The following is a 25,062-nucleotide window of genomic DNA, read 5'->3' as shown; positions in this document are numbered from 1 at the left end:
GATAAAAGTACAAACAGTAGGAGGGGAAATAAGATGGGGAAAATGAACATGGCCTTTATCGGCACAGGGGTAATGGGAACGAGTATCGTTAAACATTTGTTGAATGAGGAGTACGAAGTGGCGGTTTACACGCGAACGAAATCAAAAGCGGAACCGCTTATTCAAGCTGGAGCTAGCTGGGCGAGTTCGATTGACGAAGCAGTGGCGGAAGCGACAATCATCTTCACGATGGTCGGCTATCCTACGGATGTTGAAGAAGTCTATTTTGGTGAAAGAGGGATTTTTTCGGCTGGGAAGGATGGTCAAATCGTCATCGATATGACGACGTCGAGCCCGGCAATGGCAAAACGAATTGCAGAACAAGCTTCGCGTCAAAAGATGTCAGCGATTGATGCTCCCGTTTCAGGCGGGGATATTGGCGCGAAAAACGGGACTTTATCCATTATGTGTGGTGGAGATCAGCAAATATTCAACGAAATTTTACCGATTCTGTCCATCTTTGGTCAGCAAATTGTCTATCAAGGTGAGGCAGGCGCAGGTCAGCATGCGAAAATGTGCAACCAGATCGCGATTGCGACAAATATGATCGGTGTTTGTGAAGCGATTGTCTACGCAGAAAAGGCAGGGTTGGATCCAGATACGGTTTTGCAATCAATTTCATCGGGAGCAGCAGGTTCGTGGTCCTTATCCAATTTGGCGCCAAGAATGTTGAATGGAAACTTTGAACCTGGATTTTATGTGAAACACTTTTTAAAAGATATGAACATCGCATTGGAGGAAGCGGCAGCCATGGATTTAGCGTTACCGGGTTTGGAGCTTGCTCGAAATATGTATGAACAACTTGTTGAACGAGGATATGGCGAAAAAGGAACTCAAGTTCTATATAAAAGTTATTCGGTAAACTAAATAGTTTCCCAAACATGCCGACATATAAATTAGGAGATGTGTTTCAGACATAATGGTAATTTCATGGCAAATCGATGAAGAAATGTCCGCTACAGGAATAGTTAAGCGTGAAACGGGAATGATAGGGTTTGTTGATTTTGAAAATGTTTTGGAGGAACAAATGAGATAGGAATCGTCATGCAATTAAGCGAGCAACATTTAAGTGATGGAACCTTTCACTTTACTTGGGAGGCAATGAAGTCTTTCCCAAGTAAAGTGAGTGCTGTTGATGGATACCCCTGAATTGAAGAATTTGTCAAAGGAAGTGAATGAAGCGATTATGACAGATTGGCTTGTATAAATTATTTGCCATCCAAATAGGAAGAACGGAAAGTTTGGGTATTCTGTATCATACGACGCTTTTTCGGAAGAGCAGGCGATTTCTTTTCTTCAATTATTGGGGCATGGGGATTCACGAATGCTGACAATAGATCACGGGCTGTTTTCAAACTCATCCGTTCTTGCGGATTACGGGAAGCCGCGTCTTGCTGTCCTAGATGGGGAAGTGTTTTGAAGTCTTCTTTGTCCGGGATTGTATGGAAGAGGAACTCGTCACATCGGACGAGTAATGCAGAATGTTGTTTACTGAATTTCGGGTTTTCGACAAAATGCAATCCCAGCTTTTCAGCCTTGCCCGTCCGAATCAGTTTGTCGAGCGCCATTTTCTTTAATGTATAGAGCTGCTTATTATCCGGAGCTGTTTTTGCATGTCGATTGATCGTATAGATGGCAATCGCCAATTGACGGATCGCTTGTTTATTATTCAAAATAGACCTCCTTATTCGTGAAAAAGTTGTTGTTTCTGTCCTGATAATAGCAAAAGACAATGAAATGTACAATTCAAAACATGTCCGGAATTTCACTAAGGTGCAATTGATTTTATGGAGGCTTACATGGGAAAAGTTGAACTGGAAAACAATATGAAAAAACTTGCTGAAGCCTATATTCACGAACATCCTTTTAATATGTCAATCCTTCTTCAAAAAAACGCCCAGGAGGATTTTAAAGTGTTGTATGCCAATACATTGGCTCTACAATATTTCAACGAGCATCAGAACCAAAGGGCTGCCGATTTTTTCGGTGAAGTTTGGACAGTGATTGAACATTCGATAAGTCATTTACATAGAAAGAACAATCATGCAACAGAAATAGTGCTTGATAAAAACGGTATGAACATTTTGTTTGAAATAAGTGTGCAACAACGATCAGGGGAAGACGGGAACTTAGCTATTTTCATACAAATGCGTGAACGAATGGATTTACTGGCAGAAAGGGAAAAAGGGAAAGCGTTTCAGCAGAAGTATATGTCTGTGATCGATCATAATCTTGACCCGATTTTTTTGGTCAACCGAAAATTGGAGATTCTTTACGCAAATCGTGAAGTACAAAATGCGTTTGATTATCAATTGGAAGAGTTAGCTGAACGGAACGTGTTGGATATTGTAGATGAAGGAGATGTTGATTTCTTCAACTCATATCTCCACCGGGCATTAGCAGGGGAGTCCATTGAAGTCGAAGGGATTTCATTCCTACATAAGCGGGGGATGGTCGTACCGACGACTGTCAAAGCCATTCCGATAAAGGTGAATGATGAGGTGTTGGAGGTCCATTTACTGTTGCGGGATATGACCGTCCATGATGAACATACTGCAAAACTTTTATATTTATCTTATCATGACCAATTGACGGGTCTTTGGAATAGGCGTGCGATGAAGGAGCATTTTGCGGAGGATTCCGGTTATGCGCTGAAAAGTGATGAGCGGATTTCATACATCCATTTGGGACTTGACCGTTTTAAATTGATCAATGAATCGCTCGGTCATAGCGGGGCGGATGAAATCTTGAAAAAGATCGCCGAACGATTAAAGATGAGCTGTCCAGTGTCGGCAAAATTGTATCGCAATGGAGGAGATGAATTCGTCGTTGCGTTGCGTAATCACTCTGTCTCGAAAACGGAAAAATTTGCACAAAAGTTATTGGATGATTTTAGGAAACCCTTTTACTATCAGCACCAGGAATATTTCATTTCTGCATCCATTGGCATTTCCGTCTATCCAGAAGATGGAAAGACACTTGAATCCCTGATTCGTAAGTCGGAACAGGCACTTGCTTTTGTGAAGGACCGTGGTCGTTCACATTATCGATTTTATCAAAAAGAAATGAATACGACATTCCCCGATGAAGCACTGATGGAATCCCATTTGCGAAGAGCCGTTGAATTAAATGAATTGACCGTCCATTATCAGCCGCAAGTGGACTTGAAAACCGGGCAAATCAGCAGTTTTGAAGCGCTTCTGAGATGGAATAATCGTAAATTTGGGTTTGTTTCACCCGCACAATTCATCCCGATTGCGGAAGACTCCGGCTTAATCCATGGGATTGGGGATTGGGTATTGGAGCAAGTATGCATTCAGCTAAAGGAATGGCAGGAAAAACAGTTTAAACCGGTTAGAATTGCGGTTAATATTTCCCCGAAACAGTTTCAAATGGAGAGCTTTTCGTATAACCTAAGAAGTAAAATTGCCCATCACGGAATTGCTCCCTCCTCCTTGGAACTGGAGATTACTGAAAGTGCTTTGACGAATATGAACGAGACGCTTAAAACGATCAATGAGTTAAAAAAGATCGGTGTTTATATTTCGGTGGATGATTTTGGGACGGGCTATTCCTCTCTTAGCTATTTAAAACAATATCCGATTGATATTATCAAAATCGATCGTTCGTTCATTAAAGATATTGAAGTGGACGAGAAAAATGAGGCGATTGCTAAGACAATTATCAATTTAGCCCATAATCTCGGAATGACTGTTGTGGCGGAAGGGGTCGAAAAGGATTTGCAAGCCCAAATCCTGCTGGAGGCGAACTGTCAAAAAGCACAGGGTTTTTTATACAGTAAAGCCGTTCCTGTTGATGAAATCGTGGAAAAATATATCGAATAACAAAACGAGCATTGCAGCTGCGAATACTGTGGAAAGTAAATGAGTGGTGACAAACATCGCTGATTGTAGTGAATAACTAGCGCCAAATGGTACATCCTTTTTATAAAGGGAGTGATGTACATTGGATATTTGGACTGTTCCACTCATTTTTGTGATTTTACTCATTTTGCTAATCGGATTATTATCAATCCGGAAATGGAGAAATATGGATCCCGTTGTTCATGGGAAAGATAGTCCGGTTCCGGAAGCTGTCGAGGAACATCCTTATACGTTGAATCCGATTTTTTGGGTTATTCTTGTAGCGACATTTTTTATCGGGATCGTGATTTTCTATTATGCGACCTCTTTCTATTGAAAGGGGTTTTATCTTTGTTCAGCGGGGTCCGCAGAACAAAGATAAAGTTACCGGAATAAGGAAAGAAGCTCCTAGTTATGATATGATAGAAGTGTAGTTTAGAAACGAACAGCATAGCTACAGAAGGAGCCGATCTATATGATTTCTGTAAATAACAGGGATTTTCTGTTTACACCAATTGCGGACTCTATTATTTCATCTGAAAAGGTTGCGCACGTTCAGATTGGTAACAACGCTGAACATGCTTTACTTGTTCTTACGAAAACAGGATATTCAGCCATACCGGTCCTTGATGCAAAGTACCATCTGAAAGGATTACTTGGAATAGGGATGATTACGGATTCCATATTGGGATTGGAACGTATTGAATATGAGCGTTTGGCAGATTTAAAAGTTGATGAAATTATGCAAACAGATATACCGTCCATCAAAACGACGGATCGCTTTCAAAAAGGTCTCGATCTTCTCATCGACCATACTTTTCTTTGTGTAACAGAGGAAGATGGGACGTTTGCGGGGATTTTAACGAGAAGAGTTATATTGAAGCAGTTTAAAAAATACATTTACTCCGTTCAATGATAGCTGTATAGGAGAGTAACATCATACGATTGACAAAGATTGAAAAAAAGGCTCTTTAAAGGGGCCTTTTTCTGTTTGGGGGGGGATAGGAATGGGGAACGAAAAAGTGACAAACCGTCCACTCGTACTTGCTTCCGTCATGTTGGCGATGTTTGTCAGTGCGGTTGAAGCGACGATTGTGACGACTGCCATGCCGACGATCGCATCGGATTTAGGCGGTTTTTCAAGATATAGTTGGATTTTTTCCGCGTATTTACTAATGAGTACGGTGACTGTGCTTATCTACGGGAAATTGGCGGATGTATTTGGAAGGAAGCCGATTTTATTTATCGGGCTTACATTGTTTCTGATCGGCTCCCTTCTTTGTGGGTTCGCCAGTTCGATGGAGCAATTGATCGTCTATCGGCTTATCCAAGGTTTGGGAGCAGGGGCTGTCATGCCGATTGCAACAACGATTGTAGGGGATATTTACTCGACGGAAGAGCGTGCGAAAATCCAAGGTTATTTATCGAGCGTCTGGGGGATTTCTGCTGTTTTGGGACCTGTGATTGGCGGGCTGATCGTCCAATATATGCATTGGAAATTCGTGTTTTGGGTGAATATACCACTTGGACTTTTAGCGATGCTCGGGCTCTATCTATTTTTACATGAACCGCAACAGGATCAAAAAGTTTCCATTGACTACAAAGGGGCCATTCTGTTGATGCTGTCGTTATCGACCATTTTGTTTTGGTTGGCCGAAGGCGGTCAATCTTTTAGCCGCTTTTCTGTCGTCAGTATTGTACTGGTCGGGACGGGCATTGGATTGTTTATTTTTTTCATACAAGTGGAAAAGAAAGTGGCGAATCCGGTCATGCCTTTTTCCATCTGGCAAAATCCAGTCATTTTATATGCTAATTTAGTATCGTTGACGACAGGAATCATTCTGATTGGTATTTCATCCTATTTGCCTACATATGTCACGGGCGTGATGGAACAACCGGCTATTATTGCAGGTTTCACCTTGACGACCATGTCCATTGGATGGCCGATCGCTTCATCAGTAGCAGGCCATTTGCTCATTCGCTATGGTACGTTTAATGTCTCATTTATAGGAGGCCTTTCGCTGATTCTCGGGGGGATTCTTTTCGTAATGATGGGCGCCGAATCCGGACCGTTGTGGGCGGCTATCGCCAGTTTTTTTGTTGGTGTTGGTATGGGATTGACGAGTACTACATTCACCGTTACGATTCAAGCAGCTGTTCCGAGAGAAAGACGGGGTTCCGCCACAGCCTCGAATATGTTCATGCGAAACTTTGGCAATACGATAGGCGCCGCCTTGTTTGGCGCGATATTGAATGGCATGTTAATGATGCAATTCAATCAAGAACATTTAGCTTATGGTTTGGATAGTATCAATCTATTGTTGACGGAGGAGCAGAGACTTACATTGCCGGTAGCGGATATGCATGTATTGCAACATCTCTTGGATCGCTCGCTATATTGGGTGTATGTAACGGTCGCTGTTTTTGCCGTAATCAGTTTACTACTTATATTAAGGATACCGCGTGGAAGGGGATTGCCTAATGACAACGACTGATTTAGAAATTATTAAAGCGCTTGCTGAGGAAGGCAATATGAGAAAGGCGGCTGAACGTCTATTCCTTTCTCAACCGGCACTCTCTCAACGATTGCAATCCATTGAGAAAGAGTGGGGGACATTACTATTCATCCGCTCGCAGAAAGGGCTTGAAACGACATCGGCAGGCGAATTGGTCGTCGCGTATGCAAATGAAACGATAGCGAGGAAAGAAGAGACGTTTGAGCAGATCGCCTCCATGGCTGACAAAGTGCATGGGACGTTGAAAATTGCTTGTGCTTCCATTGTCGGGCAGACGTGGTTGCCGAAAGTACTGAAGGAATTTGTAGCGCATTATCCTGATGCGAAAATATCGTTGATGACCGGTTGGAGTTCTGAAATCGTTCAGGCACTTTATAACGGAGAAGCGCATGTTGGCATCGTACGTGGACAAGTGGATTGGAAAAGTAGAAAAAACTATCTATTCCGAGATCGCTTGTATTTAGTGGATCGTGAAATCACCTCCATCGATGAACTGCAAGAAACAGAACGCCCTTTTATCCAATTTAAAAGTGATTCCAACTACTATATGGAAATCCAACGTTGGTGGCAACGTCATTTTGCGCAAAAGCCGGGACGGCAAATTACAGTCGATCAAATTGAAACATGTAAGCAATTAGCTTTAAACGGAATTGGTTATGCAATCTTACCGTCTATTACGTTAACGGGGGAAGAACGCGTTAACCGGGTTCCTTTGCTGAATAATGAGGAGGAATTCGAACTGACGCGCGATACGTGGTTAATCGGGTATGAGTCATCGTTTGCGTTGAAACAGGTCGATGCGTTTGCGCAAATCGTTCAATCGCATGCGGAAAAAAATCAAAAAGACTCCGACTTGTAAGAATAGAGGAACTTTGTCTACTCCAATTCGTACTAATTAAATGACAACCACATTTTTGATCCGAATTAATGGAGACGAACGGGGGATAAGGTTATGTGGAAAAAAATTACGCTTTTTGTCGTTTTACTTATCATTACGCTCCCCTTCTTGCCGGCTGCGGAAGCATCTGCCGCACCTGCGTTGGAAGTGGATGTGACTGCAGGACTAGATGGGAAAGCAAAATATGGCAAAGGAGCGCCAATCAACATTACGATTGAAAATATGGGTAGCGCCTTCAGCGGTGATTTGGTCATTGATCTCCCTTTTTCCTATTCGATGGGAACAGGCAAGGCCATCCCGCTTGATATCGGAGCTGGCGAGACGAAAACAGTATCCATCGTTGTTCAGAAAATGACGGATGCAAGGGGCATGTATGGGACATCGAACCCGAAAACGATTTTTCTATACGAAGGGGGTTGGAAAGACGGAAAAGAGCTGGATCATACAGGCGCCCAGCAATTAACAACAACTTTGTATAACGAAGATACGAAGATCATGGCACTATTAACGAATAATATCGATCGGTTGAGAGCGATAAACGGTGTAAGGTTTCCGAATGCCCCGAATACTCAGCTGATCGACGTTGCGAAAGTTCCTACAAACCTTTTACCAGCGGAGGCAGAGGGCTGGGGAGCGGCAAACTTTATCATTGCCGATGAGTATGCCATAGCCGATTTATCCCGCAGTCAGCAGGAAGCACTATTGGATTGGGTACGTTCAGGAGGCGTCATCATTTTCGGTGGCTCGGATAATAGCAGTGCTGAAGCAGGTCTGTTTAAAGAATATTTACCTTTACAATTGAAAGGGAAAGCGTCCATCGATGGAAAGGTATTGACCGCATGGACAGGAACGGAAGGGTTCGATGGAGCGTATCCTGCATATTCAACAGAATTGCAAGCCGGTTCAACACCGCTTTTTGAAAATGGTCAAAACGTGCTGGCGGCCTATCGGCAAATCGGTCAAGGGGCTATTATGCAAACTTCTTTTTCGGTTGGCGATGAGCCTTTAGCCAAAGCGGAAGGCATGACCGCCATTTGGCAGAAGCTTTTTGAAGCTAGTGAAAGCATCTCCCCATCTAAGCAACCTTTTCAGGCGGATCCGCTTGAGGCGATGACCTATACGTTTGGGCGTGCGAATGAACTGTTCCCATCTTTTAAAGTATCCGCGCCTGTTATTTTTGGAATTATCATTCTATATATCATTATCATCATTCCAGTGCTCTATATGATTTTGAAAAAGAAAGACAAAAGGGAGTATGCATGGTGGCTCATCCCTGTTATTGCGGTGGTGACATCGATTGCCATATTTGCTTTTGGTGCAAAAGACCGGATTGGCCGTTCGCAAATCCAACATTCCGCAGTGTTGACCGTGGAACAGGACGGCCGCTTGGCAGGCCATTTTGCAGAGTCCATCTTCACGAATCAATCTGGCGATTACACGTTTTCAGCACCTTTAGGAACAACTTTAGCGGCTTCAATGCCCGGTTCACTCTTTAACTCTTCTTCTGCTCCATCGCATAAGCAGACGGTGGTGGAAGAGGATGCAAGCGGTGTGAAACTCCATTTGCGTAAGATCGGTTATTGGGATGTCGCTACTTTGTACGGCAAGACGAGAGTGGAAAAGACGGGACAGCTGGATCAGTCATTACGTATTGAGGATTTGCAACTAGCAGGAAGAATCACAAACACTTTCCCGTTCACCTTGACGGATATCGCCATTTGGTCAGGGGGCACGTTGATCCCGATTGGTGATCTTGGCCCGGGAGAGACGGTAGACGTTCGTGAAACTCTAAAGTCGAGCACGTTACTGCCGATTAATACCTTGCCCAATCAATTTGGAAATCCTTTTCCTGTCGTTACGGATGACTTAGTGCAAATGAGGAAAAACGAACTGCTAACCTTTGCTGGGGAACAGTTAAGTCAAACTACCGAAACATTTCTCATCGGCTTTACGGATACTCAAGTCATCCCGGTGGAACTTGAGAAAGGAAAACCATCCATTTCTTCAATGACTTTGATTGTGCAACCGGTGGAAGCGGATGTGTTGTTCAACGAGACGGTAACAGTCGAGCCAGACATGATGACGATGTCACTCCTTTCGGAAAACGGACGGTTTGAAGCTTCTCCATCAGGATTGCCAACTAACCAATATTTTTTCAGTGAAGCCGTCTATATCCAAACATGGCAATTGCCAAAGGAATTAATGAATGAACAGTTGGACTGGACATCTATTGAAGTAGGGAAAATCCAACAGCAACTGTATGAAGCGAGCCTATTCAATGTACGGACTGGAAAATTTGAACGTAGTGAATCCGACAAGTGGACAATTGTGGAAAATGTGAAAGATTATATTTCTCCTGAAGGTAAAGTTGTCATTCGAATGGTCATGCATGACGCAAAAAATGGCAATGAAGGGCATGCTCCTGAACTAAAGTTGAACAGTGAGGTGGTAAAATGATCGAAATTAAAGGATTGACCAAAAAATACGGAACGTTCCATGCGCTGGACAATTTGAATTTGACATTGGGTGAAGGAACGGTTTTTGGGTTTGTCGGAGCAAACGGTGCCGGGAAATCGACGACTTTCCTGATCATGGCCACCTTGCTGCAACCGACTTCAGGGGATGTCTTCATCAATGGCGTGAATGTAAGGGAAAACCCAGCAGCTGTTCGAAAGATGATCGGTTATATGCCTGATTTTTTTGGCGTGTATGATCAGTTGAAAGCGGATGAATACCTTGACTTTTATGGGGCTAGTTACGGCCTTCCAGAAGCGGAAAGAAAAGTTCTTATCCCCCAATTGCTTGAACTTGTCAATCTATCCCATAAACGCTATGACTATGTGGATCTGCTGTCACGGGGGATGAAACAAAGGCTTTGTCTGGCACGATGCCTTATTCACGATCCGAAAGTGCTCATTCTTGACGAACCGGCATCTGGACTCGATCCACGTGCCCGTGTCGAAATGAGAGACATCCTAAAAACACTTAAAAAGATGGGGAAGACCATTTTGATCTCCTCTCATATTCTTCCTGAACTTGCAGAAATGTGCGACGAAATCGGTGTCATCGATAATGGGCGTCTTATCGCCCATGGCTCGGTCGCAGCAATCCAAGACAAACTGCGCGGAGAACGTGTAATTACAGTTCGTCTAAATGGCAGTCTTGATACAGCCAACGCATTTTTTGAAGAAGAGCCGTTCGTTGCTAATCTTGAACGGACGGATGCAGGGGATGGCATCACCTTTACGTATAAAGGGACAACAGAAGAACAGGCTTCCTTGTTAAAGCGGGCCATCCTTAACGATGTGCCAATTCTTTCATTCATGGAACATATGACGGATCTGGAAGATGTGTTTATGGCAATCACGAAAGGAGCTGAATGATGTGAAGCTGAATAATCCTGTCCTTTTCAAGGAATTGAAGTTGCGCTTTCGTTCTGTAAAAAGCTTCAATGGTATTCTGTTCTATTTAATTGCCATGTGCATTTTTGTTTTCGGTTTCATTTTCACGACGATGAATATTACGGGGGTTTCCTATTTCAGGCCGAGTGAGAGTTTTATTTTGTTTACACTTTTGGCATTCATCCAACTCGGGCTTGTATTATTCATCACGCCTGGCTTGACGGCAGGTACGATCAGCTCGGAAAGGGAGAAGCAGACATTGCCGATTTTGTTGACGACATCACAAAGCTCGTTACAAATTATTACGGGGAAATTGATGGCTTCGATCGCCTTTTTACTGTTGCTTATCGTGGCCGGCTTGCCGGTCTATAGCTTAGTTTTCTTATTCGGTGGCATATCACCGATGGATTTTGCGAGAGTATTTCTCTTCTTGTTTGTGACAGTGCTTGCGATCGGTAGTGTGGGGGTCCTGTTTTCTACACTTATTCGGAGAACGGTCGTCTCGATGATTGCCTCATATGGGACGATGTTGTTCTTATCGATCGTGACAGGCTTTCTATTCCTGATCGCGATACAGATGTCGGCATACAGCTATTTCGGGACCGGTGCTTCCTCATCGTCTATCATCGGATATTTATGGGCAGCCATTAACCCTGCGGTGTTGTTCGCATCGATTTTATCCCCGGAAGTGGGGAACGGAATAGCGGAAATGACACAAGTGGAATTTCCGATTTGGGTGAGTTATTTGCTCTTTTATTTATCGCTTACCGTTCTGTCGCTTGTTGTGGCGATTAAAAGGTTGCGGGTCAATATGAAGCATACTAAATGACAAGGGGGAGGACGGGATGAATGGAAAAGCACGATTATTCACCTATGTAAAGGCCGCACTGAAGCGCCTCCGTTTTGAACAATTCGTTTATACCGGACAAACGGGACTGTTTATAGCTGTCTTGTTGGCGGTACTTGTAATTGCCGCTTCCAGATTGTTCGTCCTCCCTCATTACAAAGCGTTTGCGCTAGGAGCGGCAGGATTGACGATTGTTGTGACGATCATCTATCTCGTCATCAAACGGTCCCGTCTCATCGAAGCGATCCGTCGGCTGGACCGTTATATGCCGGATAATCTACTTTTAACGGCAATGGGGATCGACGAGAAAGATACGCATCTGGCCTCGGCCTTGATCCATGCAGCGGAATCGGAAGTGGCTGCAGCATTCGAAGGCTTTAAAAAAAGAAGGAAAGCTTATTTGAATGGAAAGATGCTTGTAGGAATCATTGGACTGGGTGTCGTTCTCGTCATGTTAATTCTTCTCCCTTCCGAAGCGCAATTGGAGGCAGAGGCAATCGTCAAAGAACAAGAGATTATTAAAGAAATGAAACAAGATGTGCAAGAGCTCATCGCAAAAGAAATATTGCCTGATATGAAAAAAGAATTGCAAGAACTCGCTGAAAAGCTACAGCAAGCGGAGACTTCGGAAGAGGCGTTGAAAGAGCTGGTCAAAAAGCAGAAAGAAATGCGCTTAAAAGAACAACGTCTTGCTGAGAGAAAAGAGCATTCAGCGCAATCGGAAGACGCTTCTGACACTTGGACGGAGGTGGAAGAGAAGGAAATGGATGCACTTGGCAAGATGTCGGATGAACTGGCTAAAAATGCAGGGAAGGCACATACAGCGCTGAACCATATCGGAAAGGCCTCTTCATTGCCTGCACTTGCAAATGCGGAGAATCCTCCATCTGCAATAGAGGAAGGGAAAACGGATCCATCGACAGAGGCCAGTGGTGGCGAAGATCAAAGTGATGGAAATGGGCAGGGAGGCGGTGAACAACAGGCTGGAATGGGCAATGAGGCAGTGCCAGGTGAAAGCCAGGGAGAAGGTCAAGAACAAGGCCAAGGGCAAAGTCAGGGTCAAGCTCAAGGCGAAGGCACGGGGCAAAGCGAAGAGCAAGGACTGGGCCAAGGCCAAGGAGCTGCTTCTGGAGCAGGCGGGAGCGGTGTAGGGAAAGGATCAGGCGGAAGAAATCTTCTTTCCATCCCCCATCATCGCATCGGTGAAAAAGGGGATACCTCCGTTGTAGATGGAAATCTAGGCGAAGGGGAGTTCATCGAAGACCGGGAAACGGAAGGTCCCGTAGAAAGGGGGACGGTCCGACCTTATCAGGAAGTGGTCGGTCAATATAAGGAATCTTACCTCCATAGTACGGATCGTATGAAGCTGCCGCCAGATTTGCAGCACATCCTTTCCGATTACTTCTCCACTATTGAATGATAACGGAATGGGAGTGTTGAAATGCCATATACACCAGAGCAATTTGCAGAAATGAGCGAAAAACTTGGAGCGGTGAAAGGAGAAATCGGAAAGTTTATCGTCGGCCAGCAAGAAGCGGTGGAGTTTTCGCTTTATGCCATCTTGGCCGATGGGCATGCGCTTCTGGAAGGCTTGCCCGGGTTGGGAAAAACGATGCTGATCCGAACGATTTCGGAAGTGTTGGATTTATCCTTTTCCCGTATCCAGTTTACGCCGGATTTAATGCCTTCTGATATTACTGGAACGAGTATTTTAGAGCGCGGTGCGGAAGGGACACAACGCTTTGTGTTCAAGGAAGGTCCGATTTTCAGCCAGATGGTACTTGCCGATGAAATTAACAGAGCGACGCCGAAAACACAAAGTGCCCTATTGGAAGCGATGGGCGAGAAAACAGTGACCGTACTCGGTGAAACACGGAAAATGGCAAGGCCATTTTTTGTTCTTGCTACACAGAACCCGATCGAGATGGAAGGTACTTATCCGTTGCCGGAAGCCCAAATGGATCGCTTTCTTTGCAAAATTCTTCTCCCTTATCCGACGAAAGCGGAATTGAAAGAAATTATGAAGCGCACGACGGGCTCGAACAGCATCGCTATTCAAAAAGTGATGGGTACAGAGGAAATCATGGAAGCGCAGGAGATGGTGAAGGAAGTTGTTGTAGCGGATGAAATGATCGACTATGCAATCGATCTTGTCGCAGCCACACAGGACAAAAGCGGTTCTGCAGATGAATGGTCAAAATACGTCCAATATGGCAGCGGACCGCGGGGGCTTCAGTCAATTATTAGACTAGCGAAAGCGCGCGCCCTTGTAGCTGGACGTTTTCATGTGTCAATCGCGGATATCAAGACGGTTGCAAAGCCAGCATTGCGTCACCGTATTCTTATCAATTATGAAGGCGAAGCAGAAGGCGTGGATGTCGATGGCCTGATCGCCAAGTTGCTTGAAGAAGTGCGGCAAGGGGCTTCCGTGCGATGAGCAGTGAATTGTTTCCTGATAGACTGACGAAAAGACTCGGTGCATTATCCATCGTCTCCAGTTCAAAAAGGCTTGGCCATCAAAAAGGGTTGCATCGGTCACATAAGACGGGTTCCTCCCTCGATTTTTCCGATTTCCGGGAATACTATCCGGGAGATGATTTGCGGCATATCGATTGGAACGTCTATGCTCGCACGGAAAAGCCGTTCATCAAGCAGTTTCTTGATGAGCAGGAAATGCGCATTCATATTTTACTCGATCCGACGAAGTCGATGGGTATTGATGGAAAATGGGATTATGCCCGACAGTTGGCGATAGCGCTTGGTCATATCGCGCTCAAAAGTGGCGATACGGTATCGTTTTCCACATGGACCGATGAACGTGACCATTTTTATAGAAAGAAAGGTGCCGCTCACCGGGCATCTTTGACGAAATTCATTTCTTCGCTTGAAATACCTGCTTCTACTGAACTATTCACGGATCGTGCGCTTGCTGCAATTCCCAAAGCGGTTACTGTGCTGTTTATCATTACGGATGGACTTGAAGAAACCGATAAATGGGCGTCTTTATTCCGTCGCTTGCCTGGCATTTGTAGGGATGTACGTATCATCACGATCCATTCCAAGCCTGAAGAATTGCCCGATTATGAAGGAGATGTTCGCTTTGTTGACATTGAAAGTGGAAGTGGCATTGAAGTAACAATGACAAAACGGGCAGTTCAGGCCTATTTAGATAAAAAAGCGGCCCACGAAGCCCGCTTGTCGACGCTTGCTGGCAAGTATGGGATACGGCTTTTGCGTGCAGATCTCGCCCTTGGTGTCGTGGAAACCGTCACAAAGAAAATGAGGCATGCAGGTTGGTTGAGATAGGGAGGGGACAGCCAAATGGGATTTGATAACCTCATAAACAGCTGGATGCTCATTTTTCCATCGGCAGTTGTGCTGTATTATTTTTTTCGGAAACGGTATGAAACGCAAACAATCTCATCTACATTGTTTTGGGAGCAGTCCATGCGGGAGACGAAAGTGGCTCCTTACTTGAAAAATCTGCAGCGGAATGCCCTGTTTTATCTGCAAATGGCGGCATTGCTGCTTTTCGTATTTATTTTATTGGAGCCCTATTTGAACAGAGAGGAAGCGACTGGCGGCCATACGATCTTCATTGTGGATACGTCAGCGAGTATGTTAGTTGGCAAAGGCGGGGCGACCTTATTTGAAAAACATCAGGAAGCGATGAAGGAGCTGGCGGGTAGTCGAATAGGAGAGCCTATCACGATTATCACAACGGGAAGCGAGCCTTCCATTGTGGTGCGTGAGGATACGGATGGGGAGAGCGTTAGAACTGCAATTGATGCCTTGGCGGTCGCTTATGAACATGAACAGATGGAACGGGCGCTAGAGCTGGCGCGATCCATCACATCGGAGGGAAGCGCGGATATCCATATTTACACAGACGCGCTGGAGAGAGCCTTGTTTTCCGAAGAGCAAGGATATCTGGCTTGGATAGTCCATGGGTCAAAAGAAGAGCCGAGCACAAATCTCTCTATCGATAAATTTGGTGCAGTGAAGACTGCAGAAGGTACCGAGGCGATTGTCAAAGTGGTCAATGATTCACTTCGCGATCACACAGGAGAAGTACAGATTACAGATGCTTTAACAGAAAAAGTATTGGTGAATGACTCCTTTACAGTCGAGAGCGGGAAAGAGGCCCTGCTTTCCTTTAAACGGCTGCCTGACAGCCAAGCGATGCGTGCGGAGATACGGGTGGACGATGCGTATGCAGCCGACAATACCGCATATGTGCTACTTGGCGACGAAATGTCGGAAGCGGTCGTGGATGGGCAATTACATGAACTCGTTAAACGGGCGTTCGAGGTGATCGGATTGACAGTGACGACCGGATCGGCAAATGAAATACAAGTGGCACAAGATAGTGAAATCATAGTGACAAATGATGTTACCTTTTTAGAAAAAGGAATAAAGCCCATCATACTCGTCGGCAGGAATGACAAGTCGGCAGAATCGGTTTCGGGTATGACAAGCAGCACAGACGATGCCCTGTTCGCAATAGCCGATATTACCGATGTTTACGTCAGTGCATTGTATCCGCCCTTTCCTTCGTATACGACAATTGCGACCGTCGGGGATCAGCCGTTCATCCAAAAATCAAAGCGGAGTGACATCGTCATCCTGGCCGATATCGAATTGACGGATTGGCCCTTGCACCCGTCTTTTCCACTATTCATCTGGAGTGCTTCCGAATTGCTTCGGTCCGAATCAGGTTCGCTCGGTACATTCGTTCCAAATGAGCGGAAAACGGTTCTTTCAAGCGGAATTGAAAAGTACCTGGAACTCTATACATTAACTGATGAATACGTCACGACATTTGTTGACGGTTCGGATTTCATCGCTCCGTCAAAGCCGGGGATTTACAAAGTATTGGACAGTGGAACGGAGAAATGGCTGGCCGTACAGTTGGAAAGTACCGAAAAAGAAATCAAGCCCGGTACATCGTATAAGATTGAAAGGATGAATCATGGAGAAGTGGTGGAAGGAGGAAAGAATCGGATTGGATGGTATTTCCTCATTCCGGTTCTCCTACTCCTACTGATTGAATGGGAGGTGCAAAGAAGGCGTGGATATCCGAATTGAGCAACCGCTCTGGCTTCTTTTGCTGATCCCGACCGCTTTGTATATGGTCTATGCATGGAAATCTTCTGGCATGCGTTTTGTGGAGAAACGTACGATTCTTTTTGCTTTGCGCTGTCTAGCCATTGCCTTGCTTGTGTTGGCACTTGCCGCTCCTTCTATAACATTGCGTGCGGATGAGGAACAGATTCTGTTTGTGGTGGATCGTTCTGTATCCATTGCAGATGCAGGGAATGCGGCGGACGGGTGGATAATGGAAAGTTTAAAAGAGCGTCAAGCGAATCAATCTGTCGGACTGTATTCCTTTGCCGAAACATTTCGGACAGATGTTCAGCTGACAGATACGGATGTGACGGTGCCAGTTGTGGACAAAATTGCAGCTGATAGCGCCACAGATATCGCAAAAGCGATTGATGTGGCCTCAGCCGTGGCGAAAGGAACGATTGCTACGCGGATCGTCCTTTTTTCAGATGGATTGGAAACGGTTCATTCAGTTGAAAAGTTATTGCCTAAATACAGTGGCGGGCGTGTCACCATCGATACAGTCCTTCTTGAACGACCGAGCAATGCAGACGCATCCATTGCGTTTTTTAATACACCACGGACTGCCTACGAAGGAGAAAAACAGCACCTCGAAGTGGAAGTGGAGTCTTCCAAACGAACAGCAGGAGAATTGTTCATTTACCAAAATGATCAAGAAATCATTAAAGAATCCGTGACACTCGAACCGGGAAGAAATGCGTTTTCTTTTCGAACGTCGGCTACAGGGGACGGGTTGTTAAAATACGAAGCGAAACTCATTGTACCGGATGATGGATTTCTTGAAAATAATCGGATGCTTTCCGTGACGATGATGAAGCATTCACCGCGAGTACTTGTTGTGCAAACGGAGCGGAATCCATCTGTCATCCCAACATTGCTAGATAAGTCCGCCATACAGGTAGATGTAGTCGATGTGATAAACTTACCGGCAAATCTATCAGGTTATTTAGCATATGGTGCGATCATTTTTGATAATGTTCCAGGTCATAGCGTCGGAGAGCAGAAGATGACAGTCATTGAACAAGCGGTTAAAAATTTTGGAACGGGGTTCATGATGGTGGGAGGAGAGGAAAGTTTCGGACTTGGAGGGTATTTCAAGTCACCGATTGAACGTCTTCTTCCCGTCGAGATGGAAGTGAAAGGGAAAGAACAACTTCCTTCACTAGGTTTAGTTATTGTTCTTGATCGTTCTGGAAGTATGGCCGGTTCCAAAATTGTCCTAGCGAGGGAAGCAGCCGCGCGATCAGTTGAACTTCTTCGTGATGATGACACATTTGGTTTTACTGCTTTCGATGAACAGCTATGGGAAGTGATTCCCGTCGGACCGCTAGAAGATAAGAAAAAAGTGATCGAACAGATTCTGTCTGTGCCGGCAGATGGCGGGACGAATATTTTCCCGGGGGTTGAGAAGGCCTATGCAGATTTGGCTAGCTTGAAACTGCAACGCAAACATATCATTCTTCTGACAGATGGCCAATCAGAGATGCCACCAGACTATAAGGATGTCATTGATGAAGGAAGAAAAAACAATATTACCCTTTCGACAGTTGCCATCGGCTCAGATGCGGACTGGGGATTGTTAGAAAGTCTTGCAGAGGATGGAGGCGGCCGATTTTACGATGTTGTTGATGAATCGACAGTACCGGCCATCTTAACAAGGGAAACGTCGATGTTGACGAGGACCTATATTGAAGATAATCCTTTCTATATGAGGCTCGGCAATGTTCCGGAATGGACCACGCTGTTCACCGACGGCATCCCACAGATGAACGCTTATATTGCCACTACAGCCAAAAGGACAGCGACGATTGTCGGCGAAAGTCATAAAGAAGATCCTGTGCTTGTGGAATGGATGTATGGGCTTGGCAGAACGATCGCATTCACATCCGATTCGACCGGACGATGGACGGGAGATTTTGCAAGATGGGGCGGGTATTCGGCGTTTTGGAACACAGCGGTGGCTCGTCTGTTGCCATCGTATGAGGAAGTGCCTTATCTGATCACCCATGAGCGCGGCGGCACCTATACAGTGACGGACAGTTCGCAGAAAGCGGCCTTTCTCGATATTGCCGTTGTCGATGAAGAGGGTAGGGAAGTCCCTTTCATTGCAGAACCGTTGGCACCGGGAAAAATGCGTGTCACTGTAGATACAAAGCCTGGACTCGTCTTTTTCGGAATATCAGATGACAAAGGCGGCTTGTTTGAAGCGGGGGTTTCGGTTCCGTACAGTGACGAATACAAGCCGTCCCTACCCAATCAGGCATTGATGACTAAAATCGCGGAACGTACGGGCGGGCGAGTATTGGAGGAGCCGAGAGAAGCTTTCCGGGATCATCCGTATAAAAGCGGCGAAAAAACACTGATTACAGAATGGCTCATCGGTGTTGCGATGCTGTTGTTTTTTCTCGATATCACCCTTCGCCGTTTTGGCTTGTTAAAAGGATTCGGTGAGAAAAGGGGGAGAAAATCGATGGTCGAAGAGGAGTCAACAGCTCAAGAAAGTATTGCTGAATTGCTGAAAGCGAAGCGAAAAAGATAGAAAAATGCCTATCCTACTGATTGATGACAATCAAGGCGGATAGGCATTTTATCTTCATTCAGCTGGATGAAGATAAAGCCACCGGCGGATGTCACAGATTTTGACAGGAGTCAAGGAAGGCAGTCTAAGTGTGCGACGTCTTAAAAGGCAAACTGAACCCTTCACTGTTCGATTCGCAACGACTGCATGACCTACTTCTTCGGAAAAGAAAGGCGCTTTTTCTCGAGCGATGTAACGCTGTCGAAGCATTTCTTGTCCTGTAGGCCTCAAGCTCGATTCAAAATCTGGACGCATTTACGCGGAGGCGTAATTGATTTTATTTTGTCCTCGTTGTGGCCAGTAAGGGTTGGTTCTTTTTCGCCCAGAACGCTGCGATACCGAAGCAGCCTAGTAAAATGAGCATACCTAGTATATAAGGAAAGATAATATTGATATCGAAGATGCTTCCGGCAATTGCGGGACCGATCATATTCCCTAAACTCATATACGCATTCATCATACCAGCTGCATAGCCTTGTTCTTTACCGGCAAGCTTGGAAATCAGCGTATTGACTGCAGGCCGCAGCAAAGTGGTGGCAGTGGTAAAAATGGTGGCGGTCAATAAAATCGTCCAAAACAGATTGGCGAAAGCGATACTCATCAAGGAAAAGGCCGCAATGACCAGATTGACAAGAATGACACGCATTTCCCCATACTTTTTAAAAAGGGGAGTAATAACGAAAGTCTGGACAATGACACCAACAAAGCCGCCTACTGTAATGAGTACCGCAATTTGTGAAGGCGTGTAGCCGAACTTATGGTCAACGAAAAGGGAAAACGTAGATTGAAAGTTTGCTAATCCGAATGAAAAGACGAACATGACAATAAGTACAATGAAATATGGCGTCTTTGTTGATCGTTTTAACTGTTGGAATAAGTTTTCACTTTTTCGTTTTGCTTGTTCTTCGGAAATGACAGGTTTTGGATTCGGTAGGAAAAATAACGATAGCAGTGCTGCAATAAGGGCTGCTCCTGTTGCAAAATAGAAAGGGAAATGCAAACTGATCTTTGATAGAAAACCACCAATCCCAGGGCCGATCATAAATCCGAGGGACATGGAAGCCCCGAGTAAACCCATCCCCCTGCCACGATTTTCATACGATGTTACATCGGCGACGAAAGCCATCATTGGAGGTACGATGAAAGCGGAGCCGAAACCGGAGAAAAAGCGGGCAACATATAACATCCATAATTCCGTGGAAAGGCTGAATGCCAGCTGGGAAAGCCCAAAAATGATGAGTCCGATAATAATGATGATTTTTCGCCCATGATGATCCGATAGATTACCAGCTAATGGTGAAAAGATGAATTGAGCGAAAGAAAAAATCGCAATGAGAAAGCCGAGTGCTTGTCCTGCGACGCCGAAAGTGCCCAAGTATTCCGGCATAATAGGGATGATCAGTCCGATGCCAGCCATAGCGATAAACATATTGAACATCAGTAAATATAAAGCGAAATTTGTCGATTTGACCGCCATCGAAACGCCTACTTTCCAAATTGAATTATCTTCATTCAGCAAATGATTAGTCCTGATAGCAAATCGCCGGCTCCTGAATGAAGATAAAGTCTCCGGCGGATGTCACAGATTTTGAAAGGAGTCAAGGAAGGCAGACTAAGTGCGCGACGTCCTAAAAGAAAAGTGCCTTAATTTCTGCACAGATCGCAGAAATTAAGGCAAATCGAACCCTTTACTGTTCGATTTGCAACGACTGCATGACCTACTTCTTCGGAAAAGAAAGGCGCTTTTCCTCGAGCGATGTAACGCTGTCGAAGTATTTCTTGTCCTGTAGGCCTAAAGCTCGATTCAAAATCTGGACGCAATTACGCCAAGGCGTAATTGACGTTGTTAACGTATAATACCATATTCTGCATGCAAATACACTGAAACGGTGCCAGCTGCTGCTACAATTCCAAGGGCATGAATTGTAGCAATAACTGGCACCGGCATTTTTTTCTTATGGTCTAGCAAAAAGTTCCAGATGCGACAGGCACTTTTTGCTTTTCTTATTTCATATCCATTTTGAATTCAAGGAATAATTCATTGTAATGGCCGAGCATTTCAAGTCCCAAATTGCGATACACTTCGAGATGGCTTCTTGTTTCTTCATCTGGATAGAAACGTTCGTCTTCTATTACTTCGGGATCCATGAAATCTAAAGCGGCCAAGTTTGGCGTGGAATAGCCGACATAATCGGCATTTTGTGCCGCCACTTCAGCGTCCAACATGAAATTGATAAAGGCATGGGCGCCATCGATATTTGACGCAGTCCGCGGGATGACCATATTATCGAACCATAGATTCGAGCCTTCCTCTGGCACGATATAATCGATATCTTCGTTTTCATACATCATATCAGCGGCTTGACCGGACCATGTCAGCGAGACGGCCGCCTCGCCATTGACCATCAATTGCGTCACTTCATCCCCGATGACCGCTTTAACATTGGGACTCAGTTTTTTCAACTTATCCGTCGCCTGACGCAATTCATCCAGATTGGTAGAGTTCAGTGAATAGCCGAGCGAGTTCAGCCCCATTCCGATCGTTTCACGCGCACTATCGACGAGCACGACTTGCTGCTTGAGTGAAGGATCCCATAACTTATCCCAGCTTTCAAAAGTTTGCCCGTTCAGCAGTGTTGGATTGAATGCGATGCCTACTGTACCCCAGAAATAGGGGAGAGAATATTGATTGCCGGGATCGAAGGGCAAGTCAAGGAAATAAGGATCGATATTTTTGATGTTCGGAATTTTGCTATAATCCAATGGTAAAAGCAGATCCTTTTCCTTCATCATTTCAATCATATATTCGGAAGGCATCGAAATATCGTAGGATGTGCCACCTTGTTCGATTTTGCCCATCATCCCTTCATTGGAATCGAATGTTTCATAAATGACTTTTATGCCCGTTTCCTGTTCGAACTGCTTCAACAAATCGGGGTCGATGTATTCACCCCAGTTATAAACCGTGATGGTGTTTTTACCACCGCTGCCACCGCCTTCGTTCAACTTCGCGTTGATGAATAAGAGGATAGCTGAAATAAGCAGGATGACAGCTGCTCCACGTACAATTTCTTTCATTTTCGCACCCCCGCAAGCGGTGATTTCGTTTTTCGGCTAATCGCATAGTAGCCAACCACCAAGATGACAGTCACGATGAAAATCAAGCCGGACAAGGCATTGATGGTCAAAGTAATCCCTGCGCGGGCCATGGAGTAAATTTCAACGGACAGCGTCGAGAAACCATTCCCTGTCACGAAGAAAGTGACCGCAAAATCATCGAGGGAATACGTCAACGCCAGGAAAAATCCTGCAAAGATCCCCGGTTTGATAAAGGGGATGATGACACGTCTCAAGACGTCCTTTTTCGTAGCACCCAGATCCAGCGCAGCATCGATTAGTGACGGACTCATCTCTTGTAGTTTCGGCAACACCATGATGACGACAATCGGGATGCTGAATGCTATATGTGAAATGAGCACGGAAGCGAATCCGAGTTTGATGCCAACCATTGTGAATAAGATGAGGAATGACGCCCCGATAATGACATCCGGACTGACAATCAGAATATTATTCAAGGATAATACGGCGCTGCGCATCGCTTTATTGCGCATGTACATGATAGCGATAGCACCCAATACACCGATCGCGGTTGATAGGAGCGCAGACAGTAATGCAACGACAATCGTATTGATCAAAATGATGATGAGCCGCGTATCGTCAAATACGGCCGCATAATGTTCAAATGTGAACGATTCGAAATTTGACATGCCACCGCCTGAATTGAATGAGTAAAAGATCAGGTAGAAAATCGGTGCATATAAAATGATGAAGACGACTGCTAAGTACAGTTTTGGGAGCTTACTTAATTTTCCCATTGGTCGTCCCCCTCTCACTACCACTTGTAATCATCATGATGATGAACATGAACAAGATTAGAAATACGGCAATGGTGGATCCCATGCCCCAGTTTTGTGTCACAAGGAACTGCTGTTCAATTGCAGTCCCCAACGTAATCACTTTATTCCCCGCAATAAGCCGCGTAATCATGAAAAGTGAAAGGGCAGGGATAAAGACGACTTGAATGCCCGATTTCACCCCATGCAAAGTCAAGGGCCAAACGACACGTCGGAATGTTGTCCAAGCATTTGCACCGAGATCACGTGAAGCGTCGATCAATGTTGGGTTCAATTTATCGAGCGCATTGAAAATCGGCAAAATCATAAACGGAATGAAAATATAAACAGAAACGAACACGAAACTGAAATCGGTGAACAGCAATTGTTGCTGGCCGATCCCCATCACTTCTAGAAATGCATTTACCGGACCGTACAAACCGAATAAGCCGATAAACGCATATGTTTTCAATAATAGATTGATCCAAGATGGGATGATAATGAGCAACAGCCAAAGTTGCTTATGCTTCGTCTTTGTTAAGAAATAAGCGGTCGGGTATGCAAATAGCAAAGAAAATAGTGTAATGAGAAAAGCATACCAAAATGAACTGATCGTTAGTTTCAAATAGACAGATGTGAAAAAGTTTTTATAATTATCGAATGTGAAATGTCCCGTCAAATCAAAAAAGGAATAATACAAAATGAGGGCGATTGGCGCAATGACAAATAGAATGATCCAAGCCGTGTAAGGAACCGTATATAAAGGGCGTAGCAGTCTCTTATTCATCGTCCGTTACCCCATATGCCTCTAGTCTTGCATCGAATTCTTCTTCTGTTTCATTCAAACGCATAACATGAATCGCCTCTGGATCGAAGTCCAGTCCGACGGTGACACCCACTTCCGCCTTTTTTGTCGAATGGACGAGCCATTCGTTGCCCTCTGCATCATAAGTGGATAATTCATAGTGAACGCCACGGAATAATTGTGTATCCACGGTTACATGCAGTTTACCTTTCTCGACGGTTGTCAGTTCCAAGTCTTCCGGGCGGATGACGATATCGACTTTTTCATCCGGATTTAAGCCCCGGTCCACACATTCAAATGTCTTCCCTGTAAATTGAACGACATAATCCTCGATCATAATGCCCGGTACTATATTCGATTCACCGATAAAATCTGCGACAAAACGGTTGATCGGCTCATCGTAAATATCGATCGGTGTACCGGATTGTTGGATTTCACCTTTGTTGATGACGAAAATCTCATCGGACATAGCGAGCGCCTCTTCCTGATCATGCGTGACAAACACGAAAGTTTTGCCAAGTCGTTGCTGCAATTCCCGGAGTTCATATTGCATTTCAGAACGCAGTTTCAAGTCCAAGGCCGAAAGGGGCTCATCGAGCAAAATCACTTCCGGATCGTTGACGATGGCACGTGCGATTGCCACTCGTTGACGTTGACCACCGGACATTTCGGAAATCTCTCGGCTTTCATAGCCTTCCAAATTGACGAATTTCAGTGCTTCAAGCACCCGGCGTTGCACTTCGGCTTGCTTTACTTTCTTAATGCGCAGACCAAATGCGATATTTTCAAAGACGTTCAGATGGGGAAACAAAGCATAGTCTTGGAACACCGTATTGACTTGCCGTTCATTTGCCGGGACATCGTTGATTTTCTTGCCATTGAAGAAGATATCCCCTTCTGTCGCTTCTGTAAAGCCTGCGATGAGGCGAAGGATTGTTGTTTTCCCGCAACCAGAAGGACCGAGCAATGTGTAAAACTTTCCTCTTTCCATTTCAAAAGAAACACCGTTTAGGACGGTCGAATCTTCACTATACTTTTTTGTTACATTTTCAAATCGGATAATTGGCTGTGTGGTCATGATGAACCCCCTTCTAG

20 protein-coding genes are annotated in these 25,062 nt (G+C 45.0%); 14 read left to right on the top strand and 6 right to left on the bottom strand.

The features are described from left to right. The first annotated feature begins 33 nt into the window (after positions 1 to 33). Positions 34 to 906 carry an NAD(P)-dependent oxidoreductase gene (locus ACFPRA_RS06910; RefSeq protein WP_381432044.1) on the top strand — a complete coding sequence of 291 codons (873 nt, stop codon included), beginning with the start codon at positions 34 to 36 and terminating at the stop codon, positions 904 to 906. A 341-nt stretch (positions 907 to 1,247) separates the two neighbouring features. Here the strand turns inward: ACFPRA_RS06910 and ACFPRA_RS06905 are convergent, their stop codons facing one another. Beyond that, positions 1,248 to 1,712 carry a YkyB family protein gene (locus ACFPRA_RS06905; protein ID WP_381432042.1) on the bottom strand — a complete coding sequence of 155 codons (465 nt, stop codon included), beginning with the start codon at positions 1,710 to 1,712 and terminating at the stop codon, positions 1,248 to 1,250. A 126-nt stretch (positions 1,713 to 1,838) separates the two neighbouring features. On the opposite strand from ACFPRA_RS06905, the gene ACFPRA_RS06900 reads away from it, so the two are divergent. From ACFPRA_RS06900 to ACFPRA_RS06840, 13 genes are all read left to right on the top strand, one after another. Then, complete coding sequence (locus tag ACFPRA_RS06900) at positions 1,839 to 3,884, top strand: putative bifunctional diguanylate cyclase/phosphodiesterase (protein WP_381432040.1); 2,046 nt, start codon at positions 1,839 to 1,841, stop codon at positions 3,882 to 3,884. Between the two features lie 121 nt (positions 3,885 to 4,005). After that, a complete protein-coding gene (locus tag ACFPRA_RS06895) occupies positions 4,006 to 4,239 on the top strand; it encodes a hypothetical protein (RefSeq protein WP_381432038.1) in 234 nt (77 codons plus the stop codon). Between the two features lie 138 nt (positions 4,240 to 4,377). Further along, positions 4,378 to 4,818, top strand: coding sequence for a cyclic-di-AMP-binding protein CbpB (cbpB, locus tag ACFPRA_RS06890; RefSeq protein ID WP_239388999.1), 441 nt, complete (start codon positions 4,378 to 4,380; stop codon positions 4,816 to 4,818). Positions 4,819 to 4,909: 91 nt separating this feature from the next. Next, positions 4,910 to 6,397, top strand: coding sequence for an MDR family MFS transporter (locus ACFPRA_RS06885; RefSeq protein WP_381432035.1), 1,488 nt, complete (start codon positions 4,910 to 4,912; stop codon positions 6,395 to 6,397). Continuing rightward, on the top strand, positions 6,384 to 7,277 hold the full coding sequence (locus ACFPRA_RS06880; protein WP_381432033.1) for a LysR family transcriptional regulator: 894 nt from the start codon (positions 6,384 to 6,386) through the stop codon (positions 7,275 to 7,277). Before ACFPRA_RS06885 ends, ACFPRA_RS06880 begins: the two co-directional genes overlap by 14 nt. 93 nt (positions 7,278 to 7,370) lie before the next feature. Then, entirely contained in the window at positions 7,371 to 9,773 is a 2,403-nt protein-coding gene (locus tag ACFPRA_RS06875) for a hypothetical protein (protein ID WP_381432031.1), read from the top strand. Continuing rightward, entirely contained in the window at positions 9,770 to 10,699 is a 930-nt protein-coding gene (locus tag ACFPRA_RS06870) for an ABC transporter ATP-binding protein (RefSeq protein ID WP_381432028.1), read from the top strand. The genes ACFPRA_RS06875 and ACFPRA_RS06870 overlap by 4 nt, the downstream gene beginning before the upstream one ends. Before the next feature lies 1 nt (position 10,700). After that, positions 10,701 to 11,546 carry an ABC transporter permease gene (locus ACFPRA_RS06865; protein ID WP_381432026.1) on the top strand — a complete coding sequence of 282 codons (846 nt, stop codon included), beginning with the start codon at positions 10,701 to 10,703 and terminating at the stop codon, positions 11,544 to 11,546. Positions 11,547 to 11,562: 16 nt separating this feature from the next. Then, complete coding sequence (locus ACFPRA_RS06860; RefSeq protein WP_381432024.1) at positions 11,563 to 12,984, top strand: hypothetical protein; 1,422 nt, start codon at positions 11,563 to 11,565, stop codon at positions 12,982 to 12,984. A gap of 21 nt (positions 12,985 to 13,005) precedes the next feature. After that, positions 13,006 to 14,001, top strand: coding sequence for an AAA family ATPase (locus ACFPRA_RS06855; protein ID WP_381432022.1), 996 nt, complete (start codon positions 13,006 to 13,008; stop codon positions 13,999 to 14,001). After that, a complete protein-coding gene (locus ACFPRA_RS06850; protein WP_381432020.1) occupies positions 13,998 to 14,870 on the top strand; it encodes a DUF58 domain-containing protein in 873 nt (290 codons plus the stop codon). Before ACFPRA_RS06855 ends, ACFPRA_RS06850 begins: the two co-directional genes overlap by 4 nt. Before the next feature lie 15 nt (positions 14,871 to 14,885). Continuing rightward, entirely contained in the window at positions 14,886 to 16,652 is a 1,767-nt protein-coding gene (locus tag ACFPRA_RS06845; protein WP_381432018.1) for a vWA domain-containing protein, read from the top strand. Further along, complete coding sequence (locus ACFPRA_RS06840; protein WP_381432016.1) at positions 16,636 to 19,230, top strand: VWA domain-containing protein; 2,595 nt, start codon at positions 16,636 to 16,638, stop codon at positions 19,228 to 19,230. Before ACFPRA_RS06845 ends, ACFPRA_RS06840 begins: the two co-directional genes overlap by 17 nt. Before the next feature lie 316 nt (positions 19,231 to 19,546). On the opposite strand, the gene ACFPRA_RS06835 is transcribed toward ACFPRA_RS06840, so the two are convergent. From ACFPRA_RS06835 to ACFPRA_RS06815, 5 genes are all read right to left on the bottom strand, one after another. Continuing rightward, entirely contained in the window at positions 19,547 to 20,746 is a 1,200-nt protein-coding gene (locus tag ACFPRA_RS06835; protein WP_381434779.1) for an MFS transporter, read from the bottom strand. Positions 20,747 to 21,273: 527 nt separating this feature from the next. Further along, a complete protein-coding gene (locus ACFPRA_RS06830; RefSeq protein WP_381432014.1) occupies positions 21,274 to 22,347 on the bottom strand; it encodes an ABC transporter substrate-binding protein in 1,074 nt (357 codons plus the stop codon). Continuing rightward, a complete protein-coding gene (locus ACFPRA_RS06825) occupies positions 22,344 to 23,144 on the bottom strand; it encodes an ABC transporter permease (protein WP_381432012.1) in 801 nt (266 codons plus the stop codon). The genes ACFPRA_RS06830 and ACFPRA_RS06825 overlap by 4 nt, the downstream gene beginning before the upstream one ends. Beyond that, positions 23,128 to 23,949 (bottom strand): ABC transporter permease, encoded by an 822-nt coding sequence (locus ACFPRA_RS06820; protein WP_381432010.1) that lies wholly within the window; start codon positions 23,947 to 23,949, stop codon positions 23,128 to 23,130. Before ACFPRA_RS06820 ends, ACFPRA_RS06825 begins: the two co-directional genes overlap by 17 nt. Then, positions 23,942 to 25,045 carry an ABC transporter ATP-binding protein gene (locus ACFPRA_RS06815; protein ID WP_381432008.1) on the bottom strand — a complete coding sequence of 368 codons (1,104 nt, stop codon included), beginning with the start codon at positions 25,043 to 25,045 and terminating at the stop codon, positions 23,942 to 23,944. Before ACFPRA_RS06815 ends, ACFPRA_RS06820 begins: the two co-directional genes overlap by 8 nt. Positions 25,046 to 25,062: the final 17 nt, after the last annotated feature.

This window comes from Sporosarcina soli (assembly GCF_042655805.1).
Taxonomy (GTDB): Bacteria; Bacillota; Bacilli; order Bacillales_A; family Planococcaceae; genus Sporosarcina; species Sporosarcina soli.
This window is presented reverse-complemented; position numbering and strand designations above follow the sequence as displayed.